A 16,885-nucleotide genomic window follows, 5' to 3' on the forward strand; every position below is an offset into this window, starting at 1 on the left:
TAAACAAAAAGTAAAAAGGAAAATACTAATTTACTCTGAATAAATGTTATAATATGATACTATAAATGTTATTAGAGGAGGGAGTAAACATTGACAAATAATTCAAATTCTCGCTTAAATAAATTTGAAAAACGTAGAAGAAATACAAAGTTTATTAACTATTCTCTTATACTCGCTTCTGTACTCGTTCTGTTTTTGGTGGCGATGTGGATATTTGGCGGTGGAGAGGACGAAGTAGCAGAAACCACTGATGCAGAAACTGCTAAAAATGAGTCACTTTTCTTGGAAGTTGATGAGGATGATGAAGAACAAGAAAATGAATCCAACGATTCAGATCAAGTAGAAGATATAGAAGAGGATTCAGAAGATCAGGCCGACGACGAGAAGGATAACAATGAAGAAGCGGAAGACGAAGATCAGGAAGTGACTACGGTGGAGGCAGAACCATCTGATGATAATGTATCTGAAGCAGTTACAGGAAATTGGCCAGCAATTGGTACAAGCCAGACTGGACCTCATACAACAAATTTTGAAAATGGATCACAAGACCGTATAGAAATAAAGAAGGCTGTATCGATGGTTACAGGCATACCAGAAGATAATATGATTGAATGGTGGGTTGGTAATGGTGGAGATCAGAAAGTGGTCGCGACTGTTTCTGATCGAGAAGAAACAGAAACCTACCGAGTATATCTATCTTGGGTAGATAATGAGGGATGGCAGCCAACAAAACTAGAAACTTTAGTTGAAAATGATAAGAAATGATGCACATATAATGACAGCTGGAGGTAGCGGAATGATTGGTTTGATTGGTGCAATGGATGAAGAAATTGCATATTTATTAAATGAAATGGAAAATAAAACGGAAATTACCGTAGCAAACAGCCTATTTGTACAAGGTGAGCTTCAAGGAAAGGAAGTAGTCCTGTTAAAGTCAGGAATAGGTAAGGTAAATGCTGCTATGGGCACTACAATTATGATGGAACGATTTTCCCCGAACGCTATCATCAATACGGGTTCTGCTGGTGGATTTCATGCAGAGCTTGCAGTAGGGGATTTAGTGATATCGAGCGAAGTTGTTCATCATGATGTTGATGTGACTGCGTTTGATTATGCTTATGGTCAAGTTCCAGGATTGCCTGCCACATATGAAGCTTCAAAAGAGCTGGTAGAATACACCGCAAATGCTGTAAAAGAGCTTGATATTGATTATAAAATAGGATTGATTGCAACAGGTGATTCCTTCATGGAAGACAAAGCAAAGGTTGAGGAGGCACAGGAAAACTTTCCTGATATGATAGCTGCAGAGATGGAGGCGGCGGCGATTGCTCAAGTTTGCCATCAATACGGAACTCCTTTTGTTGTTATTCGTGCTCTTTCTGACATTGCTGGGAAAGATTCGTCCACTAGCTTTGATGAATTTCTGGAGACTGCGGCTAAACATGCAGCACAATTGATTATTAAAGTTGTAAAATCCATATAAAATGATTAAAACGAAGGAAGTCGCAAAGAATAGGGCGATTTCCTTCGTTTTTTGTATAGTTAATCTATTAGTTTACTTCTTTCTTGTCGGTAATATTCATGAAACACTTTCATTAGTGCTCTTTTTTCAATTCTTGAGACATAGCTCCTAGAAATATTTAGTTTCTTCGCGATTTCTCTTTGTGTCATTTCGTCTTTATCATGGAGACCGTAACGGTAAATAATTACTTCTTTTTCTCTGTCGTCAAGTACTTGGAAGAAGTCCTGCATTTTATTGATTTCCATATTAAGCTGAATAAATTCAATGATATTCTCACTCTCAGCTTCTAAAATATCAATTAAGCTAATTTCATTACCCTCTTTATCCTGACCAATCGGATCATGGAGAGATACATCCTTTTTAACTTTCTTCAAAGCTCTCAAATGCATCAGTATTTCATTTTCAATACATCGCGCAGCGTAGGTCGCCAACTTCGTACCTTTGTCAACGGAAAAACTTTCGACCCCTTTAATGAGTCCAATAGTACCAATGGAAATTAGATCTTCAGTATCCTCACCAGTATTGTCGAATTTTTTGACAATGTGAGCAACTAGTCGAAGATTATGTTCAATTAATTTGTCCCTTGCTTCCTTATCCCCATTCAGCATTGCCTTGATATATTTTGTTTCCTCCTGTGAGGATAATGGTTGCGGAAAGGCATGGTTCTTAATATAAGAAACAAAAAACATCGCTTCTTTGATGAGCACTGCAAGGACGGATAAAATTCCTGACAAGAACATACACCTCCACAAATTTAAGGTCAAACCTTTCTGGGCAATTGCCCATAGTAAAATGTATGACTATTCGTGTGAAATAGTGTATGTCCAAGGAAATTTTCATGATTTATGAAAAAATCGACAAAAGAAGAGGTGAAATAAGGTTGAAAATAGGTATGTTAACGGAGATGTTTAATTTTTGGCGTCAGTGATCTTTTATCTATTTCTTTTTTGATTAATAATAAAAAGTCTTGACTAAGATTTAATTTTCTAGCTTTAATATACGATTCGACAAGCAGTTCATCTGATAAGTTTTCCATATTACAATCCCCCAATAAAATTGTATGAGAATGTTCAATTTATAATTTATCATGTTTCCTAAAACAGGACAAGCCTTAGTTTATCTACAGGAACGTGTAGATAACTTGTGTATAATTCGTTAATTATCGATATAAATGTTGTGTTATAGAGGTTAGTTTAGTGGGTAAAGTTATCCACATTTTTTCGGGTGTCACTATTTGTCGAACGATTTTTCAAAAAATCATCTAATATTTGGAATAATTATTGTACAAATACAATATAGTTATCATTTACATTTATTTAGAGTATTAATAAATTGAAATCATACCTTTGCGCTTCTAATTTAATTCTGCATTCCAACTATCCTTCGATTTTCGCAGGAAGGCCCATGAGACTCGAAGCTTAGGACGTGCGTTCTTAGTCTACCACACTGCGCTGCGGGGCCTTGAGAGAGACAGTCCCTTGATACGTGGATTTAGATGATTTGATTCTACTTAGACAATAACTACATAATTTGTATTAAAAACTGTATGTTTCAAGTGTATGGTATTTGTTTTGGTTTCTGAACAAAATTAATGATCATTGATTTTAACTAGCTTCAATGCTCCAAATAATAATAATTAACCGGATGAAATTCTTTGAATGACATTAGTCAGGATTTTATATCAAATTTGTAGTAAAATAATATTTTCTACCACTACTTAGTTTATCTTTCATCTTAATTAAGCTATGATAGGATAAGATAATTACTGATTGGAAATGAAATGGAAAGTCGGATAATGAGGTGTAAGCGTGTTAAATAAATTTTTACCAAATCAACATGTTAAAAGTATCTTTGATATAAAGGCGGAAGAATTAAAGGAACGTGGAATAAAGGGCATCATAACAGACCTTGATAATACATTGGTTGCTTGGGATGTTAAAGATGCAACACCTGAAGTAATTGCTTGGTTTGAGCAAATGAAAAAATCAGATATAAAAGTGACAATCATATCCAACAATAATCAAGATAGGGTGAAAGTATTTTCAGATCCATTAGGCACACCCTATGTCTATAGTGCAAGAAAGCCACTGCGTCGTGCATTTAATAAAGCAGTAAAAGAAATGAACCTTGATAAAAGTGAAGTTGTTGTAATTGGTGATCAATTGCTTACTGATGTATTTGGTGGTAACTCGGCGGGATTCTATACGATTCTGGTTGTCCCAATTGTCCAGTCTGATGCGAAAATTACGCAGTTTAACCGTAGAATTGAAAGGATTATCTTAAATTATTTCCGTTCAAAAGGAAAAATCAGCTGGGAGGATTAATGCATGGAAGTTATTTATTGCGAGGGTTGTGGAACGAAGATTCAAACTGAAAATAAAGGTGAAATTGGCTACGCGCCAGCAGCTGCTCTTGAAAAGGACATTATTTTATGTCAGCGTTGTTTTCGATTGAAGCACTATAATGAAACGCAGGATGTTCCTATGACAGATGATGACTACTTAAGGATGGTCAGCAGCATTAGAGATTCTCAAGGGTTGGTTGTACACATGATAGACATTTTTGATGTACATGGCAGCCTCATAAGAAGCTTACCTAGGATCACAGGAGAAAATCCAATCATACTTGTAGGAAACAAGCTTGATTTGTTGCCAAAATCCACGAATGCAAACAAACTTATTCATTGGCTTAAAAAAGAAGCAAAGGATGCTGGAATTAAGGTATTGGATGTCTTTTTGATTTCTTCAGCTAAAGGTGCTGGGATTGATGACTTAAAAGCAGCGATAGAATATCATCGAAATGACCAGGATGTATATGTAGTTGGTACGACTAATGTTGGTAAATCAACATTTATCAATACTTTGATTAAACAATCGACAGGCCATAAAGATATAATTACAACTTCTTATTTTCCAGGAACCACTCTAGGGTTTATACAAATACCTTTAGATGAAAGTTCGTCGTTGATCGATACCCCGGGGATCGTGAATAAACAGCAGATTGCCCATTATCTTTCACCAAAAGATTTAAAAATTGTTACCCCGAGAAAAGAAATCAAATCTCGTGTGTATCAGTTAAATGATAGGCAAACTCTTTTCTTCGGAGGATTAGCCAGATTGGATTTCATTAAAGGGGATAGGCAGTCATTTATTTGTTATTTTGCCAATGAGTTGGAAATACATCGTACAAAATTGGAGAAAGCAGATGAACTATATGAAAATCATCTTGGTGGTCTACTATCTCCACCAGATGAAGATAGTTTAAAACTTCTACCATCTTTTACACAACACTCCTTTAAACTTACAGGTGAGAAAAAAGATATTGTTTTTCCTGGTTTAGGTTGGGTAACGGTGAGTGGGGAAGAGGCAACTGTAGTCGTACACAGTCCGAAAGATGTTTCTGTTGGAATTAGAAATTCGTTAATATAGGGGGAATTGGGGAAGTGTATCAGTTAGGGTTGATTGGTTATCCAATTCAGCATTCATTATCTCCTTGGATTCATCATCGATTACTTGACAATGCTGGATTGGAAGGAAACTATCGTTTATTTGAAATTTCGCCAGAAGAGGACTTTGCAGAAAAAATTCAGGAATTAAAATCAAAAGAAATCAAAGGCTTCAATGTGACAGTACCTTATAAACAAAAGATCATCCCTTATTTGGATGGCTTGGATTCAACTGCTGAAGAAATGCACGCAGTAAACACTGTAATTCACAAGAATGGAAAATGGTATGGTTATAATACAGATGGGATAGGTTACTTACGTTCGCTGGAGCATGCCTATCCAGATTTTTTCAATGACTTGAAAAATAAGGTGCTTATTCTTGGTGCAGGTGGGGCTGCACGCGCTTTGTTTTACGCTTTGAGTCAAAAAGGATTCGTAAATATCGATATAGCTAACCGTACTTTGAAAAAAGCGGAAGATATTGCGCAGTTGGGCAACAATAATAGTAATACAAATGTATTTACCATAGAAAAAGCCAATGAATGCCTCCATAACTATGACTTGATTATCCAGACCACATCAGTCGGAATGAAGAGTTTTGGTTTAAAACCAATAGTCACTATTGAGCGATTGAAAAAAGATGTAATTGTAAGTGATATCGTGTATCAGCCGATTGTTACGAAGTTTTTACAGGATGCTGAAGAGCATGGAGCTAGGCTGCTTTTTGGACATACGATGCTTCTTTATCAAGCACAATACGCTTTTGAAATATGGACGAACAAACGAATTGATTTGAAAGATATGGAAAATGAATTATTAGCTATTTTGGAAGGAAGATAATATGTTAACAGGAAAACAAAAACGCTTTTTACGATCAGAAGCACATCATGTAAAACCGATTTTTCAAGTTGGTAAAATTGGAGTAAATGAGAATATGATTGAGCAAATAAAAGATGCTCTAGAGAAAAGGGAACTGATTAAGGTAAGTGTTCTGCAAAATTGTTTGGAAGACAAAAACACAGTAGCTGAAAAGCTAATCCAAGGAACGGAAGCTGAACTGGTGCAAATTATTGGAAATAACATTGTCCTTTACAAGGAATCACTCGAAAATAAACAACTGCAACTACCTTGAAAAGGGTGAGAACAATATGAAAAGAGTCGGTATTCTGGGAGGAACGTTTGATCCGCCGCATATTGGACATTTAATTATTGCTGAGGAAGTTCGAACGGCTTTGAGTCTTGAGGAAGTGTGGTTTATTCCAACATATACACCACCACACAAGAACGCTTCGCAAACAGAGGCTCACCATCGAATTCAAATGACGGAGCTTGCCATCAAATCCAATCCCAATTTTAAACTTAATTCAATTGAGATTGAGCGGTCTGGAAAGTCATATACGATTGAGACAATCAAGAAGTTGAATCTACTGCATCCCGATTGTGATTTTTACTTTATTATCGGAGCTGATATGGTAGAGTATCTCCCTAATTGGCATCAGGTCGATGAGTTGGTGAAGCTCGTACAATTTGTAGGAGTAAAGCGTTCAGGTTATGAACTCCAAACGGAATACGATATAGTAAAAGTAGATATTCCATTAATAGATATCTCTTCAACGATGGTCCGAGAAAGGTTGAGAAATAATAAAACAGTCAACTATATCGTTCCAGAAGCTGTGTTTGCCTATATTAGGGGTGAAAGTTTATATGGATTTAAACAAAGCAATTGACTTGGTTAAAGCTGAACTTGTTCAATCAAGATTTGAACACACATTACGTGTAGCAGAAGTAAGTAAAGAATTAGCGGTTGTATACGGTGTTGCAGTGGATAAGGTACAGCTAGCAGCTATTCTCCATGACTACGCAAAAAATTGGCCAAGTGAAAAGTTAAAAAGTTATATTTTAGACAATGGTTTGCCAAGGGAACTCTTGGATTTTGATAAGGAATTATGGCATGGACCGGTCGGGGCACACTTATTTGAGAATCAGTATGGAGTTGTTGATCAGGATATATTAAATGCGATAAGGTTCCATACGACAGGTAGAGCAGAAATGAGTCTAGTCGAAATGATCCTTTATCTTGCAGATTATATTGAACCAGGAAGAAGCTTTCCTGGGTTACAAGAAGTTCGCCAAGCAAGCGAAAAAAACTTGAAATATGCCTGTTGGTTAGTAGCTAGGAATACGATAATGTATTTAATGAAAAAGAATGCCACTATCCACCCCGATTCGTTTTATGCATATAATGATTTTACAAGGTATATAAAAACGGAGGGATTATTGAATGGATAATAAGCAAATCGTTCAATTGATTGCGGACGCTTGTGATGATAAACGTGCAGAAGATATTATTGCCTTAGATATGAACCAGGTATCATTAGTAGCAGATTATTTTCTTATCTGTCATGGGAGTACAGAGCGTCAAGTCCAAGCAATCGCAAGAGGAATTAAAGATAAGATGGATGAACATCAAATTGATGTAAGACGTATGGAAGGGTTTGAACAGGCCCGTTGGATACTTATCGATGTTGGGGATATTGTTTGTCATGTATTCCACAAAGACGAACGCAGCTACTATAATCTGGAAAGATTATGGGGAGATGCCGAAGAAGTTGCGTTGCATATTGGACAAGAGGGCTAGTGATGGCCTATGGACAGATGGCTATGGTGTATGACCATTTAATGGCACATGCACCATACGAAAAATGGGTGGAATTCACCGAAGAAATGTTTAAAGAACATGAAAAATCAATTCATCATATCGCTGATCTAGGTTGTGGAACGGGTGAAATCACCACTCTTCTGGCAAAAAAAGGCTATCAGATAGTCGGTGTAGATTACTCTGAAGAGATGCTCACACTTGCTGAATCGAAGGCCATGGAAAATAATGTATCCGTTACTTGGTTGCATCAGGATATAAGGAGTTTAGATGGTCTAGAAAATCTTGATGCAGCAGTAAGTTATTGTGACGTGATGAATTACATTACCGAACCGGAAGATATAAAAGCAACATTTCACAATGTATACCAATCATTAAAGCAGGATGGACTGTTCCTCTTCGATGTTCACCATCTCGACTATATATTAGATCATTATATTAACCAAACTTTTGCCGAAGTAACCGATGAAGCTTCATATATTTGGTTTTGTTCACCTGGAGAAGAACTGGGTGAAATGTATCATGACTTAACATTCTTTTATTTGATGAACGAAAAATATGAAAGGTTTGATGAACAACATCATCAACAAACCTATTCCATAAATTTTTATAAAGAAATTTTAGAAGACGTTGGCTTTAAAAACGTTAAAGTTTATGCAGATTTTAACACGAAACAATCAAATATAGATGATAACACAGCGAGAATCTTTTTTTCCGCGGTAAAATAATCGAGATAATACAATATCTCGATTATTTTTTTGTAAGAAGGAGTTTTGCATTCTGTGTCGAATCCTTAAGATGAAAGTATCCCCCCTTAAACAATTCACTCCAAAACTATACTTCAATTTCCTCTAAGGATGTGGTCCTCAAAAATGTCTGATACAGTGAAGAAGCTAGTATTTGTAGCCGGAATCGGAATGGCTGTCATCCTGTTTTTTTTCCTTACAGAGAATTCGGTGAAAGAAGATAATCATTCAAAAAGCATCCTTGCAGCAAAAGAAACAGGAGATTCCATCGTTCGTCCAGCAGAAGAAGTAAGTCCTGAATATGCTATTGTAGATATTAAAGGTGAGGTGAATAAACCGGGAGTATACGAGATTAGCCTTGACTCCAGAGTAAATGACGTCATTGAACTTGCCGGTGGTTTTACGGACCATGCCGATACCCATCTGATAAATCTTGCACAGAAGATTCAGGACGAGATGTCCATTATCGTATATAAAAAGGGAGACGAAAATAATACCGCAGGATCTGGGAACGGCAATGCACAAGGGAAAGTTCGCATTAATTATGCCACTGTTGAAGAGATACAATCCTTAAATGGAATTGGGCCTTCCAAGGCGCAGGCAATTATACAATATCGAGAGGAACATGGACTATTCCAAGTTCCAGAAGATTTATTGAATGTTTCAGGGATTGGCGAGAAAACATTACAAAATTTTATTGACCAAATTCAAGTACCTTAAGAAGTTTGACTAATATCACTGTTCATAGTTAAACTGGATGTAATATGTTGTTTTGGGGGGATATGCAATTGGACAGAATTTCATGGGACCAATATTTTATGGCACAGAGCCATTTGCTTGCTTTAAGGAGTACATGCACCAGGCTGATGGTCGGTGCTACAATCGTTAGGGACAAACGTATTATTGCTGGAGGGTATAACGGAAGTGTCTCTGGTAGTGTACATTGCGTTGATGAAGGCTGCTATGTCATTGATGGCCATTGTGTCCGAACGGTGCATGCAGAAGCCAATGCCCTCTTGCAATGTGCGAAGTTTGGTGCCTCAACCGATGGCGCGGACATTTACGTTACCCATTTTCCTTGTTTACAATGCTGCAAGCAATTGATTCAAAGCGGAATTCGTACAGTGTACTATGCAGAGGATTATCGAAATCATGAGTATGCAATTGAACTGTTTAAAGAAACTGGTGTAAAAACGATAAAAGTTACTTTAGACTATCTTGCATTTGATACGAATTATCAAGAAAAACAAAAACTTATTGAAAGGCTATACGCTGAACTTGATAAGAATAATGCTGATGGAGAAATCCAAGAATTAAAAAAAGAAGTTGAACGATTGTTTTTGAATTAATTAATCGAACGTACATATCATTTTTGTGCAGACCAAATACACTCCAGAAATTAAGGAGGTGTTTGGACTGCCTAATTGCAAGCAATTAACTATTAGGAGAATAAATGATGAAAGGTTATTGGCATATTGTCGCTTTGTCCGCTTCAATAGCCGTCATTTCTGTGATTCTAGGTAAAAATTTATTTCTCTTCGTATTCCTTTGGCTAGTATTCCTCTATTTAAATCAACGGTTAAAAATCATTCCTTTTCTACTATCCATATGTTCTTTTCTCTTTTTCCTAGTTTATTTACCTGCGATAAACTTAGTAGCTGATACTTCCTCTGAAATTACCAGTCAAAATCTCATCCTCGGAAAAATTATCGAATATCCCGCCATTCAATCGAATAAAATTGAGTTCATCTTAGAAGAAATGGACTCAGAAGAAAAGATAATGGTGCTATATTTCCCGCAAAATGATGAAATCAAAACAGAAGAAGCGTCGCACATACGATACGGTGGATTTTGTACGGTAAAAGGAGAACTGGAACTTCCCCAAAGTGCAAGAAATCCAGGTGAATTTGATTATCGTGAGTTTTTATTGACAAAAGGAATCACCAAGCAGGTGGTTGTAAATGATTTAACTCAGATCGAATGTGAGGGAGCCTCCTTCTGGCACCGGTTCTTTTCTCTGCGGATCCAGTTAATACGTCAAGCTCAAGAAAATATTAGCGATTATAGCGCTGCATGGGTAAGTGCTCTTGTACTTGGTGATGATTCCTTGATAGATGATCATGTCATTAAGCTGTTTCAGGATTGGGGATTATCACATATTCTAGCAATATCCGGCCTCCATATAGGGATAGTTGTAGGGATAATTTATTTGTTATTAATAAAATCGAATGTGATGACTAAGGAAAAATCAGAGCTTATCATTTTGTTTTTCCTTCCGGTATATGCAGTTCTGGCGGGGGGAGAGCCTTCGGTTTTACGTGCATGCTCAATGGTTCTACTTCTATTAGTATTACGTCGATTAAAAATCAACGTATCTGCTCTTGATATCATTAGTATAGTTTTTATTGTCCTTCTCCTCTCAAACCCTTATCTGATTTACCACATCGGCTTTCAATTCTCTTTTATTGTGACATTTGGAATAATCTTATCTCGAAATTGGCTGTCTTCCGTATCTTCTCGAACTTATCAATTGTTGATAATTAGCTTTATTTCTCAAATGATCATTTTACCTATTCAATTTAATTATTTTTCAATTTTTCAATCTCTATCTATTCTAGTTAACCTAGTAATCGTCCCATATTTTTCATTATTTGTGATCCCATTTATGTTTTTCCTCTTGTTGTTTTCCTTTCTCCCCAACTCCATTTTGCAATCCTTCGATGCGGTGTTTGTTGGCATTCATCTCCGTGTTATTGGAGTAGTGGAATGGATAGATGAAATATTATATTATCCGTTGTATTTATCTGATTTGCCAGTATGGTTCTTTGTTTTATATTATTTAACCCTGCTTACTGCATTGTTTTTTGTTGAAAAAGGCTGTTTGAAAGAAGCGTTGACTGGTTTTATATCAGTTTCTCTATTAATAATAGGATATGCTGCGATACCTTATTTCTCAGATGATGGTTCAGTTACGATGCTGGATATTGGCCAGGGAGATGCTTTTATTATTGAATTACCGTATCGCAAAGGAGTGTTTATGATTGATGCTGGTGCAAAGTTTTCCTTTGAGGATATGCAACCATCTCCTTCCGTATATCAGCGAATTATTAAGCCTTACCTGCGTGCTAATGGTATCCATCATATTGATGCCTTGTTTCTGACTCATGAGGATATCGACCATATGGGCAGTGTAGAATTCATGTTAGATGCTGGAATTGTGGGTGCGGTATATGTCAGTGACTATTTTGATATTTCTACTAGTCTATTAAACAAAATGGAGGATAATAATATACCAATATATCGGTTAACGGCAGGTGAGTTGATTACCATTGGAGATCAATCATTTACGGTCTTGGGTCCGAGCAAAGATAGGCGAAAATCCAATGAAAATTCATTAGTACTACATGCAGAAATAGGTGGGAAAAGTTGGTTGTTTACAGGGGATATAAGCAAAACGGAAGAGTTAGAAATTATAAATGACTACCGATTGAATGCGGATATCATTAAAATTGCCCATCATGGCAGTGATACGTCATCCGATCCGTTATTTCTTGAATCCCTTCAAAGTGAGGTTGCGTTCATACCAGTAGGCGAGAATAATGCATACGGTCACCCTTCCTCAGAAGTTATCCATAGACTCGAAGAACTAGGAGTCCGGGTGTTTCGTACAGACCAACACGGTGCGGTACAATATAATTTTAGCAACAAAGACGGCTATTTCCAAACGTTTTTAGGCAATTAAAAAAAGAGACTCATCTAACTAGTCTCTTTTCTAAAATTGCCATTTTATTATCCACCTAGTACATTAAATGCTACTCCAATTCCAAATATAAGGAAAAAGAATAAGAATGAGAAGACAAAACCTAGACCTGAATCAATGATATCGTTGTTTTTAGACTGTGGATTTTTTTCGAATTCGTTCATCATTACCCCTCCTATCATCCATCTTTAGTATAAGATAAACTAAAAGAAAAATCCAATTGTTTCTTTTCAGCTACATTGCCTTATTCCCATATGGTACAATTTAGATGAGATAGAAAGATAATTGGAGTGGTTCGTCATGTCATACATGGATGTAATGAAAAAAATAAAGAAAAATCAAATAGCACCATTCTATTTCCTTTATGGATCAGAAGCTTATTTTATTCAAAATATTAAACAACAATTAATAGAGAAGGTTACTGGGAATGATGAAGATAGTTTAGCTATTTATGATTTAGAGGAAGTTCCTATTGATGAGGTAGTAGGGGATGCCGAAACATATCCTTTCTTTAGCGATCGAAAATTAGTAATTGCAGAGAATCCAGTATTTTTAAAGGCAAAGCCGGATAAATTGAGTTTTGAACATAATTTAGATGCTCTTGAAAGATATGTGACTTCTCCTGTAGATTATACGGTATTCGTCATTATCGCCCCTTATGAAAAAATCGACGAAAGAAAGAAGATTAGTAAGCTTCTAAAAAAACATGCAACAGTAGCGGAATGTAATCCGATTGGTGAAAATGATTTACGGAACTGGATGGAAACTACAGCCGACCGACTGGAGATTTCACTTACAGATGAAGCTATAGAAATATTGGAAACAGAGCTATCCAACAACTTGTATCAATTAGAAAATGAACTTCATAAACTTGCCTTATACGTTGGACCAGAAGGAGTAATCACAAAGGAGATAGCGGAAAGTCTAGTTTCACATACGACAACAAGTTCTTCTCTACGATTAGTGGATGCGGTCATTGAAAAGGATTTACAAAAAGCAATCCGTATCTTTAAAGATCTGCTGAAGATGAAGGAAGAACCAATAGCCCTTATCGGATTGATAGCCTTCCAGTTCCGTTCGATTCTTCGAGTGAAACTTCTTAAGCAGCAAGGTTATAGTCAATTCCAAATGCAAAAACAATTAGGCGTCCACCCGTATGTTGTAAAAATAGCACTAAAGCGGGAAAGGCAATTTACAATAGATAAACTAGAGCGGATCATCATCCAACTTGCTGATACGGATGCGGCGATAAAGCAGGGAAGAATGGAAAAAGATTTGGCTTTTGAGTTGTTGCTATATGAACTAATAGAAGCTGCATAAAAAAATAAAAACGATCCAATCTTGGATCGTTTTTTTATGGATACATATTTGTGTTATGCACCAAGGTTATTAACTTTTTTAGCTAAACGGGCTTTTTGACGTTCACCGTTATTTCTATGGATAATTCCTTTTTGAACGACTTTGTCAATTTTTTTAACCGTTTCTTTTAATGCTGCTTTAGCGTTTTCTACATCATTAGCTTCAACGAATTTTTCAACTTGTTTAATCGCTGTACGCATTTCTGATTTTTTGGATTGATTTAATGCTCTTTTTGTTTCGTTTGTATCAATACGCTTAATTGCTGATTTAATATTAGCCATGTATGGCACCTCCTTAATTAAAAATACGATGTGGTTAATCAAAGCTTCCTATTTTAATAAAACCTTTGTTTCGCTTTTTCATTAACAAAAGTAATTTTACCAAACGGAGAGATAGTTTTCAATAGAATTGTTATTTTACTTGTATTTGTATGATTTGGGAGAGTTAAGCTCATTCTAAGTATAACTTGGATATAACGAAATAAAGTTATAATGGAGGAAACTAAGATGGATGAGTTAAAAAACTTTCAAGTAAGAACTGATTTAGCTGTTGAAGCAAGAGATATGTACGTAGAAAAAGAACAGCAGAAAAAAAGTGACATTCATGGAGTTGTATTTAATGAAAAGAGACAAGATGGAATAAAAGTTTCGTATGTGGATATTTCTGCTGAAGGCGCGGAACAGATAGGTAAGAAGGCAGGTTCTTATATTACAATATATGCTGATGGAGTTAAGCTTCAGGATACAAAGCGGCAAAAGGCAGCTTCAGATGTTTTGGCGATGGAGTTGAAAAGCTTACTTAAGAAAAATGATATTCCGAAAGATGCAGAAGGACTAATTGTTGGTTTGGGAAACTGGAACGTGACACCCGATGCTTTAGGTCCAATGACTGCCGAAAAAATAATGGTGACTAGTCATTTGTTTAGACTTGATTTCGAAACCGTTACAGAAGGTTACCGCCCTGTCGCATCCGTAACTCCAGGAGTTATGGGAATCACGGGAATTGAAACAAGTGATATTGTCCTTGGAATCGTAGAGAAATTCAAGCCAGACTTTGTGATTGCGATTGATGCATTAGCGTCTCGTTCCATCGAACGGGTAAATGAAACAATTCAACTTTCCGACTCCGGTATACACCCTGGGTCGGGCGTGGGTAATAAAAGAAAGGAATTGAGTAAAGAAACTTTAGGGATTCCTGTAATTGCAATTGGTGTTCCTACTGTTGTTGATGCGGTGACTATTACTAGTGACACGATAGATTTCATGCTTAAACATTTTGGTAGAGAGTGGAAGGAAAAAGATGATCCTAGTAAAGCACTGACACCAGGAGGATTCTCCTTTGGAAAAAGAAAGCTTACTGAACAGGATATGCCAAATGAGCAACACCGAGAGACGGTCCTTGGGATTGTAGGGGGACTATCTGAAGAAGAGAAAAGGCAACTTATATCCGAGGTTTTGACTCCAATCGGTCATAATTTGATGGTGACACCTAAGGAAGTTGACTCATTTATGCTGGATATGGCTCATTTATTGGCTGATGGAATTAATCATGCCCTTCATGAAAATATTGATAGCAGTGATTCTGCCAGCTTTACAAGATAATTAATATATTCAATAGAAAACATGGTTCTACTAAATAGATTCCTGACATAGAGTTAAATGTACAGGAAACTAGGAGGGAGAGGACCATGTTTTTTTCTAAGCAGAACCATCAAAACTTTGGATTGGTAAGGAAAATAGTTGCATTAGCAATAAGTTTCTTCCTCATTTTTCTATTAGTCGGATATTTAACAACCATGAATCCGGCGAATCGACCGTCTTCCAATACAATATCCCAGTGGACGAGCGATATTAATAGTTCAATTTATTTGCATCTATTAGGAATGGAGAATAGGGCTTTCATGCATGTATATGAGGAAGAAAATCAATCTAAAACCATTATAAATACGATGTTTCAATTGGTAACGAGTATTAAACCAAATGATTTCCGGAGCTTACTTGGCAATGAGCTACCAGGATTTTCTAGATATGATCGGGAAATACTTATTGCTGGTGAAGGGACAGATTATACAAACTTACCAGTAGAGTCTTCTTTTCCGTTAGAAGATGTATTGGAAGAAAGACAAGCGGTTTATGAAGATGATAAGGAAGAAAATGGGTCCGAAATAGAGCCGCCAAAGAATAAAGAAGAGCTGGAAAACGTTGTATTTATTTACAATACACACAACAGAGAATCATTTTTACCTCATTTACCTGATGTAACAGATCCCGATCTAGCGCATCATCGTGAAGTGAATATTACTAAAGTATCGGAACGGTTGAAAGAGGAACTAGCGAAGAGGGGCATCGGGGCAATTGTTGATGAGACGGATATTATTGGTGAAGTACTTGTAGAAAAAAACTGGGAGTATTGGCAATCTTATCGAGCATCACGTGAAGTTGTTACGGAAGCATTTGCCCAGAACGGAAAATTGAAATATGCATTCGATCTCCATCGTGATGCAATCTCCAGAGATTCAACAACAAAAAATATAAACGGGGAAGATTATGCGCGGGTCATGTTCGTGATTGGTGAAGACAACCCTGCATATGAAGAGAACTTGGAGATAGCAAACGAGCTCCATAAAAAATTAGAGGAAAAATATCCAGGATTGAGCCGTGGAGCTGTACGTCAAGGTGGAGCAGGGAACAATGGAGTATATAATCAAGATCTCTCCGAAAATCTACTACTTCTTGAAGTCGGTGGAGTTGACAATACATTAGAGGAAGCTTATCGAACTGTTGAGGCGCTCGCTGAAGTTTTTAGTGAATATTATTGGGATGCTGAAGCCGTACAAGGTAATTAAGGAGGAGCATAATATGCGGATTATGTTATTGCTTTTATCCCTGGCAGTTTGTTTTTTAATCGGTGTGCTATACGGAATGGATCGGGAGAAAGACGATGTAGCGCAAGACTCGACTTTGGAGCATGAAATTGTTGAATCGATCGAAGACAAGCTAGTCGTAGAAGAACCTGAAGAAACTGTAGAACAAGTCCATGTTATTCAATCAGGGGACAACACTCCTGCTTATAAAGCCGCTTCAGCACTATCATCCGTTGTCGAATTCATTTATGAGATCATTGTAGAAATACTATTTCAAATATCAAAGTTATTTTATTAATACACTCGATACAACTTATGGCTCATTTTACCCAGAAAATTCATTTTAAGGATGACAGGCCGCAGTCTCTGATATACCTTCGCTTTCCGCGGGCGGCTGGTGAGCTTCCGACGCACATGACGTGGCATACTTAGTCTGCCTCGGGGATAAGCACGATATGAGGTCTCCTTTAAGAAGGAGTCTCGAAATATTTGGACTGCGGATTTCCAGAAGAACCAGCAAGCTTTATCTTCAGG

The 16,885-nt window shown here is 36.7% G+C and carries 21 protein-coding genes; 17 read left to right on the top strand and 4 right to left on the bottom strand.

Going from position 1 to position 16,885, the window contains the following annotated elements; genetic code table 11:
- Positions 1 to 90: 90 nt before the first annotated feature.
- Positions 91 to 765 carry a YrrS family protein gene (locus tag M3210_RS00125; protein WP_251509991.1) on the top strand — a complete coding sequence of 225 codons (675 nt, stop codon included), beginning with the start codon at positions 91 to 93 and terminating at the stop codon, positions 763 to 765.
- Positions 766 to 796: 31 nt separating this feature from the next.
- Positions 797 to 1,483 carry a 5'-methylthioadenosine/S-adenosylhomocysteine nucleosidase gene (mtnN, locus tag M3210_RS00130; protein WP_251509994.1) on the top strand — a complete coding sequence of 229 codons (687 nt, stop codon included), beginning with the start codon at positions 797 to 799 and terminating at the stop codon, positions 1,481 to 1,483.
- 59 nt (positions 1,484 to 1,542) lie between these two features.
- On the opposite strand, the gene sigK is transcribed toward mtnN, so the two are convergent.
- Together sigK and M3210_RS00140 are read right to left on the bottom strand one after the other, a co-directional pair.
- Positions 1,543 to 2,256 carry an RNA polymerase sporulation sigma factor SigK gene (gene sigK / locus M3210_RS00135; protein ID WP_251509997.1) on the bottom strand — a complete coding sequence of 238 codons (714 nt, stop codon included), beginning with the start codon at positions 2,254 to 2,256 and terminating at the stop codon, positions 1,543 to 1,545.
- A gap of 161 nt (positions 2,257 to 2,417) precedes the next feature.
- Positions 2,418 to 2,558, bottom strand: coding sequence for a sporulation histidine kinase inhibitor Sda (locus M3210_RS00140; protein ID WP_251510000.1), 141 nt, complete (start codon positions 2,556 to 2,558; stop codon positions 2,418 to 2,420).
- Positions 2,559 to 3,330: 772 nt separating this feature from the next.
- Between M3210_RS00140 and M3210_RS00145 the strand changes: the two genes are divergently transcribed.
- The 11 genes from M3210_RS00145 to M3210_RS00195 all read left to right on the top strand — a co-directional run bounded on the left by M3210_RS00145 (position 3,331) and on the right by M3210_RS00195 (position 12,111).
- Positions 3,331 to 3,846, top strand: a complete 516-nt coding sequence (locus M3210_RS00145) for a YqeG family HAD IIIA-type phosphatase (RefSeq protein ID WP_251510002.1) — start codon at positions 3,331 to 3,333, stop codon at positions 3,844 to 3,846.
- Positions 3,847 to 3,849: 3 nt separating this feature from the next.
- Positions 3,850 to 4,950, top strand: coding sequence for a ribosome biogenesis GTPase YqeH (gene yqeH / locus M3210_RS00150; protein WP_251510005.1), 1,101 nt, complete (start codon positions 3,850 to 3,852; stop codon positions 4,948 to 4,950).
- A 14-nt stretch (positions 4,951 to 4,964) separates the two neighbouring features.
- Complete coding sequence (gene aroE, locus M3210_RS00155) at positions 4,965 to 5,807, top strand: shikimate dehydrogenase (protein WP_251510008.1); 843 nt, start codon at positions 4,965 to 4,967, stop codon at positions 5,805 to 5,807.
- A gap of 1 nt (position 5,808) precedes the next feature.
- On the top strand, positions 5,809 to 6,099 hold the full coding sequence (gene yhbY, locus M3210_RS00160; RefSeq protein ID WP_251510011.1) for a ribosome assembly RNA-binding protein YhbY: 291 nt from the start codon (positions 5,809 to 5,811) through the stop codon (positions 6,097 to 6,099).
- 16 nt (positions 6,100 to 6,115) lie between these two features.
- Positions 6,116 to 6,694 carry a nicotinate-nucleotide adenylyltransferase gene (locus M3210_RS00165; RefSeq protein WP_251510014.1) on the top strand — a complete coding sequence of 193 codons (579 nt, stop codon included), beginning with the start codon at positions 6,116 to 6,118 and terminating at the stop codon, positions 6,692 to 6,694.
- Positions 6,672 to 7,256 (top strand): bis(5'-nucleosyl)-tetraphosphatase (symmetrical) YqeK, encoded by a 585-nt coding sequence (yqeK, locus tag M3210_RS00170; protein WP_251510017.1) that lies wholly within the window; start codon positions 6,672 to 6,674, stop codon positions 7,254 to 7,256. The genes M3210_RS00165 and yqeK overlap by 23 nt, the downstream gene beginning before the upstream one ends.
- Positions 7,249 to 7,605 carry a ribosome silencing factor gene (gene rsfS, locus M3210_RS00175; RefSeq protein ID WP_251510029.1) on the top strand — a complete coding sequence of 119 codons (357 nt, stop codon included), beginning with the start codon at positions 7,249 to 7,251 and terminating at the stop codon, positions 7,603 to 7,605. The genes yqeK and rsfS overlap by 8 nt, the downstream gene beginning before the upstream one ends.
- Positions 7,606 to 7,607: 2 nt before the next feature.
- Positions 7,608 to 8,351: a class I SAM-dependent DNA methyltransferase gene (locus M3210_RS00180; protein WP_251510031.1), complete on the top strand. Its 744-nt coding sequence runs from the start codon at positions 7,608 to 7,610 to the stop codon at positions 8,349 to 8,351.
- A 144-nt stretch (positions 8,352 to 8,495) separates the two neighbouring features.
- Complete coding sequence (locus M3210_RS00185; RefSeq protein ID WP_251510034.1) at positions 8,496 to 9,089, top strand: helix-hairpin-helix domain-containing protein; 594 nt, start codon at positions 8,496 to 8,498, stop codon at positions 9,087 to 9,089.
- A 68-nt stretch (positions 9,090 to 9,157) separates the two neighbouring features.
- The gene (locus M3210_RS00190; protein WP_251510036.1) at positions 9,158 to 9,718 is read left to right on the top strand and encodes a ComE operon protein 2; all 561 of its coding nucleotides are present in this window, start codon (positions 9,158 to 9,160) and stop codon (positions 9,716 to 9,718) included.
- A gap of 107 nt (positions 9,719 to 9,825) precedes the next feature.
- The gene (locus tag M3210_RS00195) at positions 9,826 to 12,111 is read left to right on the top strand and encodes a DNA internalization-related competence protein ComEC/Rec2 (protein ID WP_251510038.1); all 2,286 of its coding nucleotides are present in this window, start codon (positions 9,826 to 9,828) and stop codon (positions 12,109 to 12,111) included.
- A gap of 47 nt (positions 12,112 to 12,158) precedes the next feature.
- On the opposite strand, the gene M3210_RS00200 is transcribed toward M3210_RS00195, so the two are convergent.
- Complete coding sequence (locus M3210_RS00200; protein ID WP_251510041.1) at positions 12,159 to 12,293, bottom strand: YqzM family protein; 135 nt, start codon at positions 12,291 to 12,293, stop codon at positions 12,159 to 12,161.
- A gap of 136 nt (positions 12,294 to 12,429) precedes the next feature.
- Here M3210_RS00200 and holA point away from each other — a divergent pair, with 136 nt between their 5' ends.
- Positions 12,430 to 13,449 carry a DNA polymerase III subunit delta gene (gene holA, locus M3210_RS00205; protein ID WP_251510042.1) on the top strand — a complete coding sequence of 340 codons (1,020 nt, stop codon included), beginning with the start codon at positions 12,430 to 12,432 and terminating at the stop codon, positions 13,447 to 13,449.
- Between the two features lie 53 nt (positions 13,450 to 13,502).
- On the opposite strand, the gene rpsT is transcribed toward holA, so the two are convergent.
- On the bottom strand, positions 13,503 to 13,769 hold the full coding sequence (gene rpsT, locus M3210_RS00210; RefSeq protein ID WP_251510043.1) for a 30S ribosomal protein S20: 267 nt from the start codon (positions 13,767 to 13,769) through the stop codon (positions 13,503 to 13,505).
- A gap of 210 nt (positions 13,770 to 13,979) precedes the next feature.
- On the opposite strand from rpsT, the gene gpr reads away from it, so the two are divergent.
- From gpr to M3210_RS00225, 3 genes are all read left to right on the top strand, one after another.
- Entirely contained in the window at positions 13,980 to 15,089 is a 1,110-nt protein-coding gene (gpr, locus tag M3210_RS00215; protein ID WP_251510044.1) for a GPR endopeptidase, read from the top strand.
- A gap of 86 nt (positions 15,090 to 15,175) precedes the next feature.
- Positions 15,176 to 16,333, top strand: a complete 1,158-nt coding sequence (gene spoIIP / locus M3210_RS00220) for a stage II sporulation protein P (RefSeq protein ID WP_251510045.1) — start codon at positions 15,176 to 15,178, stop codon at positions 16,331 to 16,333.
- Positions 16,334 to 16,346: 13 nt separating this feature from the next.
- Positions 16,347 to 16,649 carry a hypothetical protein gene (locus M3210_RS00225; protein ID WP_251510046.1) on the top strand — a complete coding sequence of 101 codons (303 nt, stop codon included), beginning with the start codon at positions 16,347 to 16,349 and terminating at the stop codon, positions 16,647 to 16,649.
- Positions 16,650 to 16,885: the final 236 nt, after the last annotated feature.

The sequence above is a fragment of the Oceanobacillus luteolus genome (assembly GCF_023715655.1).
Classification (GTDB): Bacteria; Bacillota; Bacilli; order Bacillales; family Amphibacillaceae; genus Oceanobacillus; species Oceanobacillus luteolus.

Excerpts from the sequence above, each read along its gene's own strand:
- mtnN (WP_251509994.1), top strand. The coding sequence starts at position 797 with ATGATTGGTTTGATTGGTGCAATGGATGAAGAAATTGCATATTTATTA.
- M3210_RS00140 (WP_251510000.1), bottom strand. The coding sequence starts at position 2,558 with ATGGAAAACTTATCAGATGAACTGCTTGTCGAATCGTATATTAAAGCT.
- yqeH (WP_251510005.1), top strand. The coding sequence starts at position 3,850 with ATGGAAGTTATTTATTGCGAGGGTTGTGGAACGAAGATTCAAACTGAA.
- yhbY (WP_251510011.1), top strand. The coding sequence starts at position 5,809 with ATGTTAACAGGAAAACAAAAACGCTTTTTACGATCAGAAGCACATCAT.
- M3210_RS00165 (WP_251510014.1), top strand. The coding sequence starts at position 6,116 with ATGAAAAGAGTCGGTATTCTGGGAGGAACGTTTGATCCGCCGCATATT.
- yqeK (WP_251510017.1), top strand. The coding sequence starts at position 6,672 with ATGGATTTAAACAAAGCAATTGACTTGGTTAAAGCTGAACTTGTTCAA.
- rsfS (WP_251510029.1), top strand. The coding sequence starts at position 7,249 with ATGGATAATAAGCAAATCGTTCAATTGATTGCGGACGCTTGTGATGAT.
- M3210_RS00180 (WP_251510031.1), top strand. The coding sequence starts at position 7,608 with ATGGCCTATGGACAGATGGCTATGGTGTATGACCATTTAATGGCACAT.
- M3210_RS00185 (WP_251510034.1), top strand. The coding sequence starts at position 8,496 with ATGTCTGATACAGTGAAGAAGCTAGTATTTGTAGCCGGAATCGGAATG.
- M3210_RS00195 (WP_251510038.1), top strand. The coding sequence starts at position 9,826 with ATGAAAGGTTATTGGCATATTGTCGCTTTGTCCGCTTCAATAGCCGTC.
- M3210_RS00200 (WP_251510041.1), bottom strand. The coding sequence starts at position 12,293 with ATGAACGAATTCGAAAAAAATCCACAGTCTAAAAACAACGATATCATT.
- holA (WP_251510042.1), top strand. The coding sequence starts at position 12,430 with ATGTCATACATGGATGTAATGAAAAAAATAAAGAAAAATCAAATAGCA.
- rpsT (WP_251510043.1), bottom strand. The coding sequence starts at position 13,769 with ATGGCTAATATTAAATCAGCAATTAAGCGTATTGATACAAACGAAACA.
- gpr (WP_251510044.1), top strand. The coding sequence starts at position 13,980 with ATGGAGGAAACTAAGATGGATGAGTTAAAAAACTTTCAAGTAAGAACT.
- spoIIP (WP_251510045.1), top strand. The coding sequence starts at position 15,176 with ATGTTTTTTTCTAAGCAGAACCATCAAAACTTTGGATTGGTAAGGAAA.
- M3210_RS00225 (WP_251510046.1), top strand. The coding sequence starts at position 16,347 with ATGCGGATTATGTTATTGCTTTTATCCCTGGCAGTTTGTTTTTTAATC.